Below are 17,161 nucleotides of genomic sequence, written 5' to 3' on the forward strand. Positions count from 1 at the left end.
CTCAGAACCTGAAATTCGACATCTTGAACATTATGGCGTTGCCGAGCAGCAGCCAGAAGATGGAGCCGCCCAGCATGTACCAGGTCTTAGGCACGTCCCAGACGTCCCGGTAGAATTGCGGCATCAGCACCATGATGGCGGTGAACAGAAGCACCGGCACCGCGGTCAGGATGTAGGCCGACATGCGCCCTTCCGTCGAAATGGCGCGCACCTTGCGGCGCAGCTTGCCGCGATCGCGGATCGTCGCCGACAGACCGTCGAGGATCTCGCGCAGATTGCCGCCCGAACTGCTCTGGATCGACACCGCGGTAACAAATAGCGGCAGGTCCTCATGCCCCACCCGGTCGAACAGATTGTTCAGCGCCGAGACCAGGTCGGAGCCATAGGTCACCTCGTCGGCGACGACGCCGAATTCGGTGCCGATCGGATCGGCCATTTCACGTGACACCATGGCAATCGCCACCGGCACCGGATGGCCGGCCTTCAGGCCGCGCGTGATCAATTCCAACGCCTCGGGCAGTTGCATCCCGAACCGTTTGTGCCGGCGTTTGCGCCAGAAGCGCATGACCATCACAGGCAGCACCGGCACCAACACGACGAACAGGCCAAGGCCGAACAACAGCGGCAAGCCCTTCCAGATCGCCAGTAGCGCCAGTGCCATGGCCACGCCCGAGGTGATCGTCAGGAACTTCGGCAGCGGCGTGGTCATGCCGGACTGCGTGCGCAGGGCGCGGAAGCGGTCCAGGGAAAAGATCGAGCTGCCGCCGTCGATCCCGCGCTCCTTGCGCAGTTGGATCAGCACCTGCTCCTGGCTGATCTTGTTCTCGGCCAGCTTCATGCGGCGGTTGATCGCCGTGCGTTTGTCGCTGCGCCCGGCGTAAAGCAGATAGAGGCCCTCGGCGATCATGATGCCGGTGAGCGCCGCCGCCGCGTAGACGACATAGACCGGGCTGAATCCCTCGAACACCGGCCTAGTCCTGCGGCCGGCCGGGTTCGAAATACCTGCCCGGGAATTCGATGCCCATATTGCGCAAGTCCTCGAGGAAGCGCGGACGGATGCCGGTCGCCTCGAAGTGGCCGAGAATCTTGCCGTCCGCCTCCATGCCGGTGCGCACGAAACGGAAGATCTCCTGCATCTGGATGACATCGCCTTCCATGCCGGTCACCTCGGCGACGCTGGTCACCTTGCGCTTGCCGTCGGAGAGGCGCGTCAGCTGGACGATGATGTCGATGGCGCTTGAGATCTGGCTGCGGATCGACTGCACCGTCATCGGCATGCCGGTCATGCCGAGCATCTGTTCCAGTCGCGAGATGGCGTCGCGCGGGGTGTTGGCATGGATGGTGGCCATCGAGCCTTCATGACCGGTGTTCATCGCCTGCAGCATGTCAAAGGCTTCCTCGCCGCGGCACTCGCCGAGGATGACGCGGTCGGGACGCATGCGCAGCGCGTTCTTGACCAGGTCGCGCTGCTTCAGTTCGCCATGGCCCTCGATGTTGGCCGGACGCGTTTCCATGCGCGCGACATGCGGCTGCTGCAGTTGCAGCTCGGCCGCGTCCTCGATGGTGATCAGGCGCTCGTCTTCCGGAATGAAGGCCGACAGCGCGTTGAGCATCGTCGTCTTGCCGGTGCCAGTACCGCCGGAGATGATCGTGGTCTTGCGGGCATGCACCGCCGCCGCCAGCACTTCGGCCATGTTCTGGGTGATCGCGCCGAATTCGACCAGCTTGTGCAGGCCGAGCTTGTTCTTGGAGAACTTGCGGATCGACACCAGCGGCCCGTCGACGCCGACTGGACGGATCGCCGCGTTGAAGCGCGAGCCGTCGAGCATGCGGGCGTCGACCATCGGCTGCGATTCATCGACGCGCCGGCCGACCGCCGCGACGATTTTGTTAATGATTCGAAGTAGATGCGCCTCATCCTTGAACGGAATGTGGACCTGCTGCAGCTTGCCGCGTTTTTCGACGAAACAGTTCTGGTGGCCGTTGATCAGGATATCGTTGATCTCGGGGTCCTTGAGCAGCGGCTCCAGCGGTCCGAGGCCGACCATCTCGTCGACGATGTCGTCGACCAGCGAGTCGAGTTCGGCGATGTTGATCGCCATCCGCTCCTCGCGCGTCTTTTCAGAGACGAATTCATAAACCTGGCGCCGCATCTCGTCCTTGGGCAGCCGCTCCAGCGCCACGAGGTTGATCTCCTCGAGCAGCATGCGATGGATGCGCACGCGCGCATCGAGCACCTTGTTGGCGCTCTTGACAGGCGTGGCTTCAGGCTTCGGCGGAGCCGGCTTGCGGGTCGTCGGAATGACCACCGCATTGTGGACGACGGGGGCGGGTTCCGGTGCCCGCTGCGGACGCGCGTCGCGGCTCTGCAGGTTGGAAAAGCGGCTGCTCATCCTGCCTTCCTCTTCAGCAAGCCCTTGCCCAGGCCGAACAGCGACTTCGACTTGACCGTCGTCTGGACGGCCTCCTCCGGCAGGATGATCTTCTTGAGGTCGTTGACGACATTGGCGTTGGGGTCGATGGCGTGCAGCGGCACGCCGCGGTCGACGGCCTCTCGCACCAGCCGGTAGTTGTTGGAGATGCCGCCGACGAAATGCTCGCCCAGGATGTCCTGGACATCGGCCTGCTTGATGCCGCTGTCGAACATCTTCTGTTCGAAGCGATTGACGATGACGTTGGGCTTCACTTCCTTGCCGGCGGTCTCATAGACGGCCTGGATGAGACGCTGCGTGTGGCGCAGGCAAGGCACCGTCATCTCAGCGACGATGTAGAGCTTGTTGGAACCAAGCAGCACCGTCTCGGTCCAAGGGAACCAGGTGCGCGGCATGTCGATGACGACATTGTCGAAATAGGCCGCGACGAGGTCGAGCATGCGCACCACTACATCGGTCTTGAAGGAGCGCATGTCCGAGGGGCGCGTCGGCGCGGCAAGCACGCACAGCCCGCTCGCATGCTTGGACAACATCACGTCGAGCAGCTGCCGGTCGAGGCGCTCCGGCTGGTTCTCGATTTCCGTGATGTCGAAGCGCGGTTCAAGGTCGAGATATTCGGCGCAGGCGCCCTGCTGGAAATTGAGGTCGACCACGCAGGTCGACGCGCCGCGCGTCACCGAATGATGCAGTTGGAAGGCCGTCTGCAAGGCAAGGGTGGTAGTGCCGACGCCACCGGCGGCCGGCATGAAGGTATAGATATGCGATTCGGTGTTTTCTTCCCGTCCCGGCCCTTGCAGCGCACGGATGACGGAGCGCACCAGGTCGGCAGTGGTGATCGGCTTGACCAGGAAATCGGCGACCTTGAGCTGCACCAGGATGCGCACCGCCGCCGCGTTGAATTCCTGGGTGACGACGACGACCGGAACACTGCCTTCCAGCCGGCGCATGACGCGCTGCAATGATTCGATCTCTTCGAGCTTCGCCGCATCCATGTCAACGATGAGGGTCCCGAAATCCGCTTCGAGAACCTCGCCGCGCAGCTCGTTGACGCTCTTTTCCAGCGTCAAGAGCTCGATGATCTCGGAAGCCGCGAAAGCCGTCCGCGTGTCCTGCAGAAACGCCCTGTCCGTCGAAACAAGCAGGATCTTCTTGGTCTTGGTGCCAGATGCCATCGTCGTCAGCCGATCAGTTCGAAGTCGTTGATGATGTCGGCGGCGCCGCCGGCCCGGAGCCGGCCTTGGCGCCGACGACGGCGCTCTCCGAACCCGGGCGCTGGGCCGGCACCAGCAGCCTGGTGTTCTGGACGCCGTACTTCCAGGGATCGACCATCTGCATGGCGGTGTTGGACGCCTGCGCGTTGCCGGCCGCCAGCGTCACCCCTTCGGTGCGTGTATAGTCGTCGCTGGTGCAGCCACCGACGAAGCCGGCCACGAGCAGAGCGAGGCAAAGCGATGCGCGCATGGCCTTAGTCCTTTGGCAGGTCGAGGAAGTGGCCGGATATGGTAGCGGCCACCGGGCGGGTAGTGCTGCCGTCGGCCAGCGCCACCGGACGCTTCGGCGCCGAGGCGTCCACTTCCTCGCTGTTGTTCAGGAAATAGTCGGCGGAACTTGGCGGCCGGGTGCCATCGGTAGGTTCGACCATCTTCTTCGACGGATCGACCGGCTTGACCAGGTAAGGCGTGACGATGATCACCAGGTCGGTCTCGCGCCGCTGATAGGATTTCGAGGAAAACAGTGGACCGAGCACCGGCAGCTTGCCTATCCCCGGCACCCGCGATGTCGTGATGTCGTTCTGCGACTGCAAAAGACCGGCGATCATGAAGCTCTGGCCGTTCTTGAGGTCGACCGATGTCCTGGCGCGGCGCACGATGAAGGCCGGGATGGAAATGCCGCTGCTGACCTGGATGGAAGCGGACGGGTCGATCGAGGACACTTCAGGCGCGATGTCGAGGCTCACCAGCCCGTCCTTCAGCACCGTCGGCGTGAAATCGAGGCCGACGCCGTACTTCTTGTAGGTGACGCTGATCTTGCCATTGTCTTCGGAAACCGGGATCGGAAACTCGCCGCCAGCGAGGAAGCTCGCCGTCTGGCCCGAACGTGCAATCAGGTTCGGCTCCGCCAGCCGCCGCGCCAGACCGCGTTCCTCGAGCGCCTTGATGGCGATGTCGATCGACAGGCCGTTGGACAGCAGGCTGCCGATGATCTCACCGGTTCCGGCCCCCGTCACGCTCCCCCCATCCGGGTTCAGCACGACTTTGCGGTTGCCGATGCCATAGGCAAAATTGGCGGAGTATTTGGCGCCGAGGTCCTGACCGGCCTGACGGTTGATCTCGACGAAGCGGACGTTGAGCTGCACCTGCTGCGACGACGAGATGTTGACCGAATTGATCACTTCCTCATTGCCGGAAAAGCGCGACGCGATCTTGCTGGCCTTGTCGGCGGCGACCGCATCGTCGGCCTCGCCCGACAGCACGACGCGGCCATTTGCCGAACCGACCTTGATCTTGGCGTCGGGCACGCTGGCGCGGATGGTGCTTGCCAGTTGATCGGTGTCCAGCGTCACCTCGATGTCGACGGTGCCGACAAGCTGCTTGTTCTGGTCGAACAGGGCGATGCCCGTGGTGCCCAGATTGTTGCCGAGCACGTAGAAGGACTTGTCGGTCAGCGGATTGACGTTGGCGATCTCCGGATCGCCGATGACGATCTGGTAGAAGGCAGCGCTCGTCATGATCGTCTTCGGCTTGCCCTTGGCAACCTTGATCGAGGCGTTCTTGTTCGCCGAGACGTAGACGACGTCATTGTCGGCACGTGCCGGCGCGGCGGCGCCGAGCATTGCCGCCGCCAGCGCGATCACGCCGAGAAGGCGCCACCCTCCGGTCGTCCGAAATGCATCAAACCCAAACATCTTGCCCTGTCCCCGCCGGTCCCCACCGGCTATTGCTGCAGTTCCTGCGGCGGTTCCGGTGAAGGAACCTTGTATTCCTCGACCTTGTCGCCGCGCGTCACGATCACCGTCTTGAACTTCGGCCCTTCCGGCTCCTTCGTCACCGCATTGACGAGCGAGGCTGCGCTGGCTTGCGCGCTTGCGGCAACCGAGCCACCGAAGGACGAGATGGTCGTAAGCCCGCTCTTGCTGGCGCTGGCATCAGCGGCGGAACGCAACGACAGCGACAAAGTGCCGACGGTGCGGGCAAGTGCTACCTTCTGCGCCCCCTCGTTGGTCACCTCGATGGTCACCGAATTGGCGACCTGCGGCGCGGTCTTGCGCTCGTCCGCGCCCTGCCCGACCGAAAGCACCTTGGCGTCGGAGACGACGATCTCGGACGTGACCGTAGAGCCGGCCGCGCCCTGCGCGTTCTTGGACACTTCCTGGATGTCCCCCGCGTCACGCGTCAGCACGACGTCGACCCGGTCTCCCGGCGTGACGAAGCCGCCGACGCCGGCGATCTCATCGGTGCGGATGGTGACGGCCCGCATTCCCGGCGACAGCATGTTGGAAAGGGTCGCGCGACCGTTCGGCCCCGACAATTTGGTCAGCAGCACCGGTTCATTCACTTCGATCGGCGACAGCACGACCCGGCTGCCGTCGGCCAGCAGCTTGTCGATCGTGGGGAAAGCCCCTTGCGGCAGAGAGTCCTGCGGCCATGGGATCTCGGCCAGTTGCGCTCGTGCGAGCTCCATGCCGTAGCGCAGCGGCGCCTGAGCCACGACGATGGTCTTGAACTCGACCTTGGGCTGCTGCGGAGCTTCGACCGTGACGACCTTGACCTCGGGCTGGGCCTTGGCCTGGCTCTTGACCCAGAAGTCCGCCGCAAAGATCGAGATCGCGCCGAAAACGGCTGCGATACCGATCATGGTTATGGCCCTGCCCCGCACGATGAAATCCCTGACGCCCGTGGTCTTTTGTTGGTTGGGCCTCACGCTAGGCATTAATGTTAAAGAATAAGGAACAGCGGGCCGCGCGGACCGCCCTATTTCGGCCGGCTTGGTTATCGAATGGTTTTAGAATAAGAGACAGTTTGATCCCTGAACGGAACAGGAACTCGTTCGCCCGCCAAAAGCGTGGCAGTATCGAGACGTGATTCGCATTACCGGACGCTAGAGCCAGCATGGACGACAGCAACGACCTCTTCGGCAAGATGGAAAAGCCCGCACAGCCGGTACGCGCGCCGTCGCGCCCCGCCGATCCGCTCGTGCAGGCCGCGAAGCGTTCGACCGCCGCCCGCGACGGCAGCGAAGGCTACAGCGCCGCCGACATCGAAGTGCTGGAAGGGCTGGAGCCGGTGCGGCGTCGTCCGGGCATGTATATCGGCGGCACCGACGACAAGGCGATGCATCACCTGTTCGCGGAGGTCATCGACAATTCGATGGACGAGGCGGTCGCCGGCCATGCCACCTTCATCGACGTCGAACTCTCGGCCGACGGCTTCCTGACCGTTACTGACAATGGCCGCGGCATCCCGGTCGATCCGCATCCGAAATTCAAGAAGCCGGCGCTCGAAGTCATCATGACGACGCTGCATTCGGGCGGCAAGTTCGACTCCAAGGTCTATGAGACCTCCGGCGGCCTGCACGGCGTCGGCGTCTCCGTCGTCAACGCGCTGTCCGACCACCTCGAGGTTGAGGTCGCCCGCGGCCGGCAGCTTTATCGCCAGCGTTTCTCGCGCGGCGTTCCGGTCAGCGGCCTCGAGCATCTCGGCGAGGTCCACAACCGCCGCGGCACCAGAACCCGCTTCCATCCCGACGAGCAGATATTCGGCAAAGGCGCGGCCTTCGAGCCGGCGCGGCTCTACCGCATGACGCGCTCGAAGGCCTATCTGTTCGGCGGCGTCGAGATCCGCTGGACCTGCGATCCGTCGCTGATCAAGGAAAAGGACCAGACGCCGGCCAAGGCTGAGTTCCATTTCCCCGGCGGCCTGAAGGACTATCTCAAGGCGACGCTCGGCGACGAATTCCAGGTCACACGCGAGGTTTTCGCCGGCAAGAGCGACAAGCAGGGCGGCCACGGGTCGCTGGAATGGGCGGTGACCTGGTTTGGCGGCGACGGTTTCCTCAACTCCTACTGCAACACCATTCCGACGCCCGAAGGCGGCACGCATGAAGCTGGCTTCCGCAACGTGCTGGCGCGCGGACTGCGCGCCTATGCCGACCTGATCGGCAACAAGCGCGCCACGATCATCACCACCGAGGACGTGATGATCTCCGCCGCCGGCATGCTGTCGGTGTTCATCCGCGAACCGGAATTCGTCGGCCAGACCAAGGACAGGCTGGCGACTATCGAGGCGATGCGCATCGTCGAGACCGCCATCCGCGACCCGTTCGACCACTGGCTGGCCGACAATCCGCAGGAAGCCTCGAAGCTTCTGGAGTGGGTCATCGCGCGCGCCGACGAACGCGTGCGCCGTCGCCAAGAAAAGGAGGTCTCGCGCAAGAGCGCGGTGCGCAAGCTGCGCCTTCCAGGCAAGCTCGCAGACTGCACGCAGAACGCCGCCGCGGGCGCCGAGATCTTCATCGTCGAGGGCGACTCGGCCGGCGGCTCGGCCAAGCAGGCGCGCGACCGCGCCAGCCAGGCGGTGCTGCCGCTGCGCGGCAAGATCCTCAACGTCGCCAGCGCTGGCAACGACAAGCTTGCCGCCAACCAGCAGATCTCCGATCTGATCCAGGCGCTCGGCTGCGGCACGCGCTCCAAATACCGCGACGAGGACCTGCGCTACGACCGCGTGATCATCATGACCGACGCCGACGTCGACGGCGCGCATATCGCTTCGCTGTTGATCACCTTCTTCTACCAGGAGATGCCGAACCTGATCCGCGGCGGCCATCTCTATATGGCCGTGCCGCCGCTCTATTCGATCCGGCAAGGCGGCAAGGTCGGTTATGCCCGCGACGACGCGCACAAAGACGAGTTGCTGCGCACCGAATTCACCGGACGCGGCAAGGTCGAGATCGGCCGCTTCAAGGGCCTGGGCGAGATGATGGCCTCGCAGCTCAAGGAGACCACCATGGATCCGAAAAAGCGCACGCTTCTCAGGGTCGACGTGATCGACGCCGAGCAGGCCACCAAGGATGCCGTCGACGCGCTGATGGGCACCAAGCCCGAGGCGCGCTTCCGCTTCATCCAGGAACGCGCCGAATTCGCCGAGACGGACGTGCTGGATATCTGATCGTCCACTGGTCCATAAAGGCTCCGGTACGGAGACGAATGTGACCTGGACGCGTCTGAAAGAGCTTGTCGAGACACCGCTCAGCGACCTGACACAGCCGACCCGTTCAGACTGGATTTTTGCACTCCGCACGGTTTCGGCCGGGCTGATCGCGTTGCTTTTAGCCTACGGGTTGAAACTCGATCATCCGCAATGGGCGATGATGACGGTGTTCATCGTCGCGCAGCCGGTGGCCGGCATGGTGCTGGCAAAGGGCTTTTACCGGCTGATCGGCACGCTGGCCGGCGGCCTTGCGGCGGTCGGCATCACATTGGTTTTCGGCATCAATCCCTGGCTCCTGGTCACAATCCTGGCCTTGTGGATCGGCGTCTGCACGCTCGTCTCATCGCTGCTGCGCAACCCTGAAGCTTATGGCGCCGCTCTCGCCGGCTATACGGCGATGATCATCGCCCTGCCGGCCTTCGGGCAGCCGCATGTCGTGGTCGACCTGGCCATTGCGCGCTGCGCCGAGATCGTCATCGGCATCGTCTGCGCCGGCGTCACCAGCCGGCTGATCCTGCCGAAGCTCGCGGCCGACGCCATCATCTCGAGGTTGAAGCGCAGCATCCTCGACCTCGCCGAATATGCCTCAGGCGCGTTTTCCGGCGGCGATCCGGCAGGCCTTGCCGCGCTGCAGCGCAAGCTGATCACAGACGCCCAGACGCTGGCCGAGATGCGCACCTATGCGCGGCTGGAAGCGCCGAGCTTCGCCACCCGGGCGCATCCGGTGCGCCGCACGATCGGCCAGCTTCTATGGGCGCTTTCGGCGGCGCGCGCGCTGCATAGCCATCGCCGGCCGAAGAACGCCGCGCTCATCCCGATGCGCACCGAACTGAAGGCGTTCGTCGGAGAATTGGCCACAACGCCCGGCGCGCTCGATGACACAGCCCCCTGGGTGGGGCGGCTCGACGCGATCGCCGGCAAGGCAAAGGAAATGCCGTCCCTCTCCGACGACACCAGCGAGGACACGGTCGGCACCATCACCCGCCTGACCATTGCCGGCGACTTCGCCGAGGCGCTGAAGCAGGTCATGCGCGGCCTGGACGCGCTTCGCTCGCCCGTTTCCCGCAAATCGAGCGAGCGAAGCCAGCCAGCGCTGGTCGTCCACCGCGACTATCAGGCTGCATGGCGCAACGCCGTGCGCGCCGCGCTCGCGACGTTGCTGGTTGCGATCTTCTGGCTGACAACGAAATGGTCGGAAGCGGCCGGCACTGTCATCCTCGTCGCCGTCGTTTCCAGCCTGTTCGCGGCGCGCCCCGATCCAGTGCAGTCCGCCTGGGGTTTTTTCACTGGCACGCTGATCGCGCTGCCCTTCGCGTTCCTCGTCGGCCAGGTCGCGCTGCCAGCGCTGCCCGGCTTCGGCTGGTTCACGCTCTTCGTCGTGCCGATCCTGGTGCCCGCGGCGCTCGGCATGGCCAATCCCCGCCATGTCGGCGTCGCCACCGCTTTCGCCATCAACTTCCTCGCCTTCCTCAGCCCGCATCAGCAGATGATTTACGATCCCGGGCCGTTCTTCGCCGGCTCGGCCTCGATCCTGGTCGGCATCCTGATTGCCATCGGCGTCTTCATCGTCGTGCTGCCGGCAAATCCCTGGGTCACCATCGAGCGCATCTCGCAGGCGATGCGCGAGGACCTGGCTCGGCTTTGCCTGCATGAGCGCATTCCCCGGCGTTCGGCTTTCGAAAGCCTCGCCTATGACCGGATCAACCAGTTGATGCCGCGGGTGCAGCAGACCGGTCGCAAAGGCGATCCCATGCTTGCCGGCAGCATCGCCGCCGTCACCGTTGGACTGGAGGTGCTGAGACTGCGCGACGCGCAACTGAACTCCGCCGTGCCGCACGAAACGGTCGGGTCGATCGGCAATTTCCTGCGCGGCCTGGCTCGCGAGCTGTTGTTCCGGCGCCCGGGCGAGCCGCCGACCGCGACCATCGCGGTGGCCAGACAATATGCGGTCAGCATCGCCGAACGCAGTGACCGGCTCGAAATGCTGCAGATCGCCGCCTCGCTGCGCATCATCGCCGCGGCGATCGAGGATCATCCGGATTTCTTTGCGAAGGGCCGTGTCTGAACAATTCGGGACGTGTCGCGTTTCAGGTCGGACCGGTTCGGAAATGGTTCTTTGTTAGACTGGTCGATACTTTTAGGTTGGACACATGGCGCTCATACGAATGGACAACATCGGAATCGTCGTCGAGGACCTCGACGCGACGGTTGATTTCTTTCGCGCGCTTGGCCTTGAACTCGAAGGGCGTGCCACGATCGAAGGAGAATGGGCCGGGCGCGTCACTGGACTGGGTGATCAGCACGTCGAGATTGCCATGATGCGCATGCCGGACGGCCACGGCCGGCTCGAGCTGTCCCGTTTCATCAGGCCGCCTGTCGTCGCCGATCACCGCAACGCCCCGGTGAACGCCTTGGGCTACCTCCGCGTCATGTTCGCCGTGGATGATATCGACGAGACGCTTGCAAGGCTCAGCAAGCGTGGCGCCGAGCTCGTCGGCGAAGTCGTCCGGTACCAGGACGCGTATCGGCTCTGCTACATCCGCGGGCCTGAAGGGCTTCTCATCGGGCTCGCCCAGGAGCTCAGCTGAGACCTGAAGACGACGTGCCCCTAGGCAGCAGCAATCGCCAGCGCGTGCCCGCGCGCGTTTTCGCGCAGCGCGTCGAGATGGATCGACTTCACCAGCCCGGCAAGATCGCCTTCGGCCAATTGGCCGCCGAGTTCCTTCAGCATCAGCCAGCTCACTTCCTGCACGCCGGCGACACGCCGGCCATTGGCGACCTCGCGCCACACTTTAAGCGCACGCAGGATGATGCCGTGCGTGGCCGGCGCAAGTCCGGCGCTGCGGAACAGCGCCTGCAGCGCCACGTCGTGTCCGCCGGCGAGAAGCGCCGTTACCCGCTGTTCGGACTGTCGGGCAAGCGCCACCAGCGTCGAACCGAAGAAGTCGACCTTACCATGCGCGATGGTGCGGATGATGAAGCTGGCGGTGAGGTCGCCGCGCAGCCGCAGATGCTCGATCAGCGCGGCATGCTCTTCCATGCGCGTCCCCTCGATCAGCGTCACAGAGGCCTTCACGCAGGCGTCGCGCATCACGCGATCGGCGCGCGCGGCCCCCATCATCGCCAGCACCAGCGGCGAACCTTTCAGGCTCTCGCCGAGCTTGACCAGCAGCATGTGCCGGCAGTCGGCCGGAAGACGCCGATCGGCGATCAGCGCCTCGCGCATCAACGGCAGATGGCCATGCCGCTCGGCCATGCGGCGAAAGCTCAGCGAAGCAATCTCCGCGCCGCCGTTGCCGACCAGCGCGGCACAGGCTTCCGGCTCGCCGATCTCGGCGATTGCCGCCGCCAGCGACATCGAGACGACCGGGCGGCTGGCGATCAGCGTCTGCGTCGCCTTCCGGCCGCAGGCGACGCGCTCGACCAGATCGGCATCGGTAAGCAGTGGCGAACGCGCCAACACCAGCGCCGCCACTTCCGGCTGATCGGCGGCCAGGGCACTGATCACCTGCGGCGGCGCGTGATGGCTCATCGACAGCGCCTCGGCAAGCGCCTGGCGCACCTTGCAGGAAGCGTCGTCCAAGAGCAGCGTCAGCGCCGCCTCGGCGGCGCAGCGATCCTCGAACGGCAGATCGGAATTGATATAGGCACGCGCCAGCGCGCTCGCGGCAGCGGCGCGCTCGGAAACCCTTGCCGTATCAATCCATTTTAAAAAGTGCGAAACAACCATGCCGACCAGCTACGCCCCTTGCCGGAATGGTCCCGGCCCCGTCGTGAACGGTAGGCTGGAAATGGTTTACGAACGGTTCACCATGTTTCTTAACCGGCTTGATGGCGCGGCAACCAGCGCCTATCAAGCAGGACATTGGAGGAGATCGACCATGGCCGGGCTTTATCTGGAAGAGTTTGTCGTCGGCCATGTCTTTCGCCACACACTGCGCAAGACCGTGACCGAAAGCGACAACATGCTGTTTTCGGTGATGACGCTCAACCCGCAGCCCTTGCACATCGATTTCGACTTCGCCGCGAAAACCGAATGGGGCAAGCCCCTGGTCAATTCGCTGTTTACGCTTGGCCTGATGATCGGCATTTCGGTGAACGACATCACCGTCGGCACAACGGTCGCCAATCTGGGGATGAAGGAAACCATCTTCCCGCATCCCGTCTTTCACGGCGACACCATCCGGGTCGAGACAACCGTGGTCTCCGTGCGCGAGTCCAAGTCGAAACCCGATCGCGGCATCGTCGAGTTCGAGCATCGCGCCTACAATCAAAATGACGTTCTTGTCGCCAAATGCACCAGGCAGGCGATGATGCTGAAGAAGGCTGCCTGATGCGCTCGCTGCTGTTCGTGCCCGGTGATTCCGAGCGGAAGCTGGAAAAAGGCTTCGGAGCCGGCGCCGACGTGGTCATCGTCGATCTCGAGGATTCCGTAGCGGCTGCCAACAAGGTAGCGGCGCGCGCGACCGCAGCTGATTTCATCTCGAGCCAAAAGCACCGGACAGGTTCGATCATCTATGTGCGGGTCAACGACCTTTCCACCGCCCTCACCAACGATGATCTCGCAGCGCTTGTCCCAGCAAAGCCCGACGGCATCATGCTGCCGAAGTCGAACAGCGGGCAGGACGTCCAGCAACTGGCGGCGAAGCTTCGGGTGCACGAAGCCGAGAACGGGCTGCCGGACGGCGGCATCAGAATCCTGCCGATCATCACCGAGACCGCCGCAGGCGTGCTGGCGGCGGCAAGCTATGCCGGCGCAAGCGCGCGGCTCACCGGCCTGACCTGGGGGGCGGAGGATTTGTCGGCGGCCATCGGCGCGCGCTCGGCCCGTGACGATAACGGCCGCTACACCGACGTGTTTCGCCTGGCGCGCACCATGACCATTCTGGCTGCTGGCGAGGCCGAAGTCGCAGCCATCGACACCGTCTTTCCCGATTTCCGCGATATGGCCGCCTTCGAGAAAGAATGCCGCGAGGCCGAGCGGGACGGCTTCACCGGCAAGATGGCGATCCATCCAGCGCAGGTGCAGGTCATCAACGCCGCCTTCACACCATCCACCGAAGCCATCGAGCGATCGCAGGCGATCGTCGACGCCTTCGCGGCGGCGGGAAACCCGGGCGTCGTCGGCATCGGCGGCAAGATGTATGACCGGCCGCATCTGCGGCTGGCCGAGCGGCTGTTGGCCCGTGCCAAGGCGGTCAAGGCTTCTGCCTGACCCGCTCTACCAGACCATCGGGATCAGTTTGTAACGGACACGCGCGGCGTAGTCGTCATAGCCCCGCAGGCCGGTCCGCAAGGTCTTTTCCTCGATGAAGGTGCGGATGGCGAGCAGGACGATGAAGACAAGCACGGATGCCAGCCCCCACCAGGAGCCAAGCAGCAGCGCCGTGCCGGCGAAATAGAGTATGGCGCCGGCATACATCGGGTGGCGGACATAGCCATATGGACCGGTGGTGATCACCTTCTGCCCACGCTCGTCCTGGATCTTCACGACAGGCGCCGCGAAGCTGTTTTCCAGCATCGTGAGATAGCAGATCCAGATGCCGACGAGCAGCACCAGGATGCCGATCGCCTGCACCCAGACGGGAGCTGCCGACCAGCCGAAACGGAAGTCGAGCCCCATCAGGACCAGCCAGGCGAAGATACCGGTGAGCAATATGCTCAGCACTATCTTGTCGGCCGCGGTCTGGGTCTTCTGGATCGGCGGGCTGAGGCGTTCATTCATCAGGCCTGGATCGCGCCGGGCCAGCGCTACGCCCATGGTAAGGCTCAGCCCGACCATCACGACTATGTACACCCAGGCTCCGGTCCACCGCAGCGTGCCGGCCGATAGAAACATCAGCGCGCCCATGACGCCGAACCAGATGAATGTCTGGAAAACCAATCTCGATATCATTACCAACCTTCCGTGCCGCCCCTAATGGTCGGATCCGACCAGTGGTCTATTATACCAACCATCGGTCTATTCTCAAGCGCAATAGCCTCGGGCATCTGGACGGGAACGGTCGCCGCGTGCACAAGGTTTCGTTATGCCACGTATCATCAAGCACCCGGAGCTCAGGCGAGAAGAGCTGCTGAACCATGCCCAGGCGCTGTTCCTGACGCATGGCTACGACAGAGCGAGCCTCAACGACGTCATCGCCGCCGCCGGCGTCTCGAAGGGCGCCTTCTACCACTATTTCGCCTCCAAGGAGGCCCTGCTGGAGGCATTGGCGGAGCGTTTCGCCAGGCAGGCGCTGGCCGGCGTTCAGGATGTGCTCGGCGATCCGGCGCTCGATCCGCTTGGACGCCTCAACGCCCTGCTCGCGAAGTCACGGCAGGCCAGGGTCGAGACCGCGGCGGAAGCCTGGGCGCTGTTCGAGACGATGTTCCGGCCGGAAAACCTGGTGCTGTTCCACCGCATCAACCTGGCGGCCAGCGCGGCGTTTTCGCCTTTGCTGGTTGAAATCATCAGGCAAGGCGTGGCGGACGGAACATTCCACACCTTCGATCCGGAAGGCGTCGCCGACATCGTCATGCAGTTCGGCATGGCCACGCATGACGTTGTCGCCAAAGCCATTGTCGGTGGCAGCGATGCGGATATGGACACGGCCATAGAGGCCCTGGAGAAGCGCGTGAGGCTCTACGAGATCGCGCTCGACCGCATCCTCGGCCTTCCCGACGGCAGCATCCGGATCGGCGAGCCGGGCTATGTGCGCGCCGTCATGACCGCCCGTCGCGCCGGCCCTACCGCTGCCGTTCCTTCGAAAATCCGCAAGAGGTCCTAATCAGCCCAAGGACCGGCATAGTCGGCATAGAGCTTCGCCGAATCGGGCCTCGGCCGCTCCGGCGCAGGCCCCTGATAGGAGCCGATATGGACGAAGCCGATGACTCGCTCTTGCGGTGACAGCCCCAGGATCGCCCTGCCCTCCGGCACGTCGGAATACCAGTTGCTGATCATATTGGTGCCATAGCCCAGCGCGTTGGCCGCGATCATCAGGTTCATGGCCGCCATGCCGCCCGACAGGAACATCTCCCATTGCGGGATCTTCGGGCTCTCCCGCGGCACCGACACGACGCCGATCACCAGCGGCGCGCGCGAGAAGCGCGCCAGTTCCTGGTTGCGTCGCCCCTCCGGCAGCGGCCCCTCGCGCTGTTCGGCAAGGGCCGCCAGCTTCTTGCCGATCTCGATACGCGCCTCACCGCGATAAAGGATAAAACGCCAGGGCTCGAGCCGGCCGTGGTCGGGAACGCGCGAGGCCGCCGCGATCATCGTCGCGATCTCGGCATCGCTCGGCGCCGGCTCCTTGAGATCGGGGATCGGCGCGGAATTGCGGGTGAGCAGGAAGTCGATGATCGGCGACGCCATTGGCGCAAGTCTCCTAAGCATTCGATAGCATTCAATTTTGAGCTGAAGCACGCCATCGGGAGGTCGGGCGGCTCGGGCGATGGCGTTTTACGCCGGATAAGAAGCCGCCGCGCAACGCGACGCGCTTCTAGGCCTTGAAATTGCCACCGGCTTGGGCTTCAACGCAAGGCATGTTTGAGGGGACACTGCGCCTTTTCGTGATCGCGCTGGTCGCCGCGTTGTTCGCGGTGCCGGTTTCCTTCGCGTTGGCTCAAAACGCCAACGATGTCGGCGACCTCAAGCTTCCAGGCATTTCGAGCTATGCGAAGCCGAAGACAGGAGCGCCGCTGGCGCTCGGCAATGGCGGCGCCATCACGTTGTCGGCGCAATTGACCGACAAGGGCGCCGACATCACCCGCGGTATTGTCTGGCGGGTTTTCAAGCCTCAACCGTCCAGCGACGGCAAGCTGCCGATGGTGGCATCCGCCCATGGCGGCACGGCCGTGTTCCAGCTCGACCCCGGCAGCTATCTCGTCCACGCCTCTTATGGGCGCGCCGGCGCTACCAAGCGTATCACCGTCGGCAAGGACGCCAAGCGCGAAAGCCTGGTGCTCGACGCCGGCGGCTTGAAGCTCGACGCGGTGACATCGGGCGGCGCTCCCATCCAGTCGAAGAAGCTGCGCTTCTCGATCTATGAAGACCATCCCGCTGCCAATGGCGACCGCGCGCTGATCGCCCCCGACGTCGCGCCGAACACGGTGGTTCGTCTGAATGCCGGCACCTATCATGTCGTCTCGACCTATGGCGCGGTCAACGCCGTGATCCGCTCCGACATCCGGGTCGAGGCCGGCAAGCTGACGGAGGCGACAGTCGAACATCGCGCCGCCGAGATGACGATGAAGCTGGTGCGCGAGCCCGGCGGCGAAGCCATCGCCGATACGTCCTGGTCGCTGCTCAACGAGAGCGGCGACCCGATCAAGGAAGCCGTCGGCGCCTTCGCATCGATGGTGCTTGCGGAAGGGCAGTACACCATCATCGCCAAGAACCGCGACCGCATCTACCAGAAGGATTTCACGGTCGTCGCCGGCCAGAACCAGGAGATCGAGGTCGTGGCCAATGAGTCTTCGGCCATCGATCCGGAGGAAGGCGCGGACTAGAGCAAAGCCAGGAAAAGTGTGACACGGTTTTCCGTCCGG

The 17,161-nt window shown here is 64.1% G+C and carries 16 protein-coding genes; 7 read left to right on the forward strand and 9 right to left on the reverse strand.

Features of this window, described 5'->3' with window-relative positions; genetic code table 11:
- Window position 1 precedes the first annotated feature (1 nt).
- The 6 genes from EN869_RS17320 to cpaB all read right to left on the reverse strand — a co-directional run bounded on the left by EN869_RS17320 (window position 2) and on the right by cpaB (window position 6,287).
- Complete coding sequence (locus tag EN869_RS17320) at window positions 2–967, reverse strand: type II secretion system F family protein (RefSeq protein WP_127227194.1); 966 nt, start codon at window positions 965–967, stop codon at window positions 2–4.
- A 4-nt stretch (window positions 968–971) separates the two neighbouring features.
- Window positions 972–2,393 (reverse strand): CpaF family protein, encoded by a 1,422-nt coding sequence (locus EN869_RS17325; RefSeq protein WP_127227193.1) that lies wholly within the window; start codon window positions 2,391–2,393, stop codon window positions 972–974.
- Window positions 2,390–3,604, reverse strand: coding sequence for a response regulator/pilus assembly protein (locus EN869_RS17330; protein WP_127227192.1), 1,215 nt, complete (start codon window positions 3,602–3,604; stop codon window positions 2,390–2,392). Before EN869_RS17330 ends, EN869_RS17325 begins: the two co-directional genes overlap by 4 nt.
- Before the next feature lie 13 nt (window positions 3,605–3,617).
- Window positions 3,618–3,893: a hypothetical protein gene (locus EN869_RS17335; RefSeq protein WP_127227191.1), complete on the reverse strand. Its 276-nt coding sequence runs from the start codon at window positions 3,891–3,893 to the stop codon at window positions 3,618–3,620.
- Between the two features lie 4 nt (window positions 3,894–3,897).
- Window positions 3,898–5,265 carry a type II and III secretion system protein family protein gene (locus EN869_RS17340; RefSeq protein ID WP_245489351.1) on the reverse strand — a complete coding sequence of 456 codons (1,368 nt, stop codon included), beginning with the start codon at window positions 5,263–5,265 and terminating at the stop codon, window positions 3,898–3,900.
- A gap of 101 nt (window positions 5,266–5,366) precedes the next feature.
- Window positions 5,367–6,287 (reverse strand): Flp pilus assembly protein CpaB, encoded by a 921-nt coding sequence (gene cpaB, locus EN869_RS17345; RefSeq protein ID WP_127227189.1) that lies wholly within the window; start codon window positions 6,285–6,287, stop codon window positions 5,367–5,369.
- Window positions 6,288–6,541: 254 nt separating this feature from the next.
- On the opposite strand from cpaB, the gene parE reads away from it, so the two are divergent.
- The 3 genes from parE to EN869_RS17360 all read left to right on the forward strand — a co-directional run bounded on the left by parE (window position 6,542) and on the right by EN869_RS17360 (window position 11,226).
- Window positions 6,542–8,596, forward strand: a complete 2,055-nt coding sequence (gene parE, locus EN869_RS17350) for a DNA topoisomerase IV subunit B (RefSeq protein ID WP_127227188.1) — start codon at window positions 6,542–6,544, stop codon at window positions 8,594–8,596.
- A gap of 40 nt (window positions 8,597–8,636) precedes the next feature.
- Window positions 8,637–10,703: an FUSC family protein gene (locus EN869_RS17355; RefSeq protein ID WP_127227187.1), complete on the forward strand. Its 2,067-nt coding sequence runs from the start codon at window positions 8,637–8,639 to the stop codon at window positions 10,701–10,703.
- Window positions 10,704–10,788: 85 nt separating this feature from the next.
- Entirely contained in the window at window positions 10,789–11,226 is a 438-nt protein-coding gene (locus EN869_RS17360) for a VOC family protein (protein ID WP_127227186.1), read from the forward strand.
- A gap of 20 nt (window positions 11,227–11,246) precedes the next feature.
- Here EN869_RS17360 and EN869_RS17365 read toward each other — a convergent pair whose 3' ends face one another.
- A complete protein-coding gene (locus EN869_RS17365; protein ID WP_127227185.1) occupies window positions 11,247–12,368 on the reverse strand; it encodes a DUF2336 domain-containing protein in 1,122 nt (373 codons plus the stop codon).
- A 151-nt stretch (window positions 12,369–12,519) separates the two neighbouring features.
- On the opposite strand from EN869_RS17365, the gene EN869_RS17370 reads away from it, so the two are divergent.
- Together EN869_RS17370 and EN869_RS17375 are read left to right on the forward strand one after the other, a co-directional pair.
- Complete coding sequence (locus EN869_RS17370; protein WP_127227184.1) at window positions 12,520–12,972, forward strand: MaoC family dehydratase; 453 nt, start codon at window positions 12,520–12,522, stop codon at window positions 12,970–12,972.
- A complete protein-coding gene (locus EN869_RS17375; RefSeq protein WP_127227183.1) occupies window positions 12,972–13,853 on the forward strand; it encodes a CoA ester lyase in 882 nt (293 codons plus the stop codon). Before EN869_RS17370 ends, EN869_RS17375 begins: the two co-directional genes overlap by 1 nt.
- A gap of 6 nt (window positions 13,854–13,859) precedes the next feature.
- Here the strand turns inward: EN869_RS17375 and EN869_RS17380 are convergent, their stop codons facing one another.
- Window positions 13,860–14,534 carry an isoprenylcysteine carboxylmethyltransferase family protein gene (locus EN869_RS17380; RefSeq protein WP_127227182.1) on the reverse strand — a complete coding sequence of 225 codons (675 nt, stop codon included), beginning with the start codon at window positions 14,532–14,534 and terminating at the stop codon, window positions 13,860–13,862.
- Between the two features lie 133 nt (window positions 14,535–14,667).
- On the opposite strand from EN869_RS17380, the gene EN869_RS17385 reads away from it, so the two are divergent.
- Window positions 14,668–15,405, forward strand: a complete 738-nt coding sequence (locus EN869_RS17385) for a TetR/AcrR family transcriptional regulator (RefSeq protein WP_127227181.1) — start codon at window positions 14,668–14,670, stop codon at window positions 15,403–15,405.
- Here EN869_RS17385 and EN869_RS17390 read toward each other — a convergent pair.
- Complete coding sequence (locus EN869_RS17390; RefSeq protein WP_127227180.1) at window positions 15,402–15,986, reverse strand: nitroreductase; 585 nt, start codon at window positions 15,984–15,986, stop codon at window positions 15,402–15,404. The two genes, EN869_RS17385 and EN869_RS17390, sit on opposite strands and share 4 nt — an antisense overlap.
- 170 nt (window positions 15,987–16,156) lie before the next feature.
- Here EN869_RS17390 and EN869_RS17395 point away from each other — a divergent pair, with 170 nt between their 5' ends.
- The gene (locus EN869_RS17395; protein ID WP_127227179.1) at window positions 16,157–17,122 is read left to right on the forward strand and encodes a hypothetical protein; all 966 of its coding nucleotides are present in this window, start codon (window positions 16,157–16,159) and stop codon (window positions 17,120–17,122) included.
- Window positions 17,123–17,161: the final 39 nt, after the last annotated feature.

This window comes from Mesorhizobium sp. M2D.F.Ca.ET.226.01.1.1, assembly GCF_004022705.2.
Classification (GTDB): Bacteria; Pseudomonadota; Alphaproteobacteria; order Rhizobiales; family Rhizobiaceae; genus Mesorhizobium.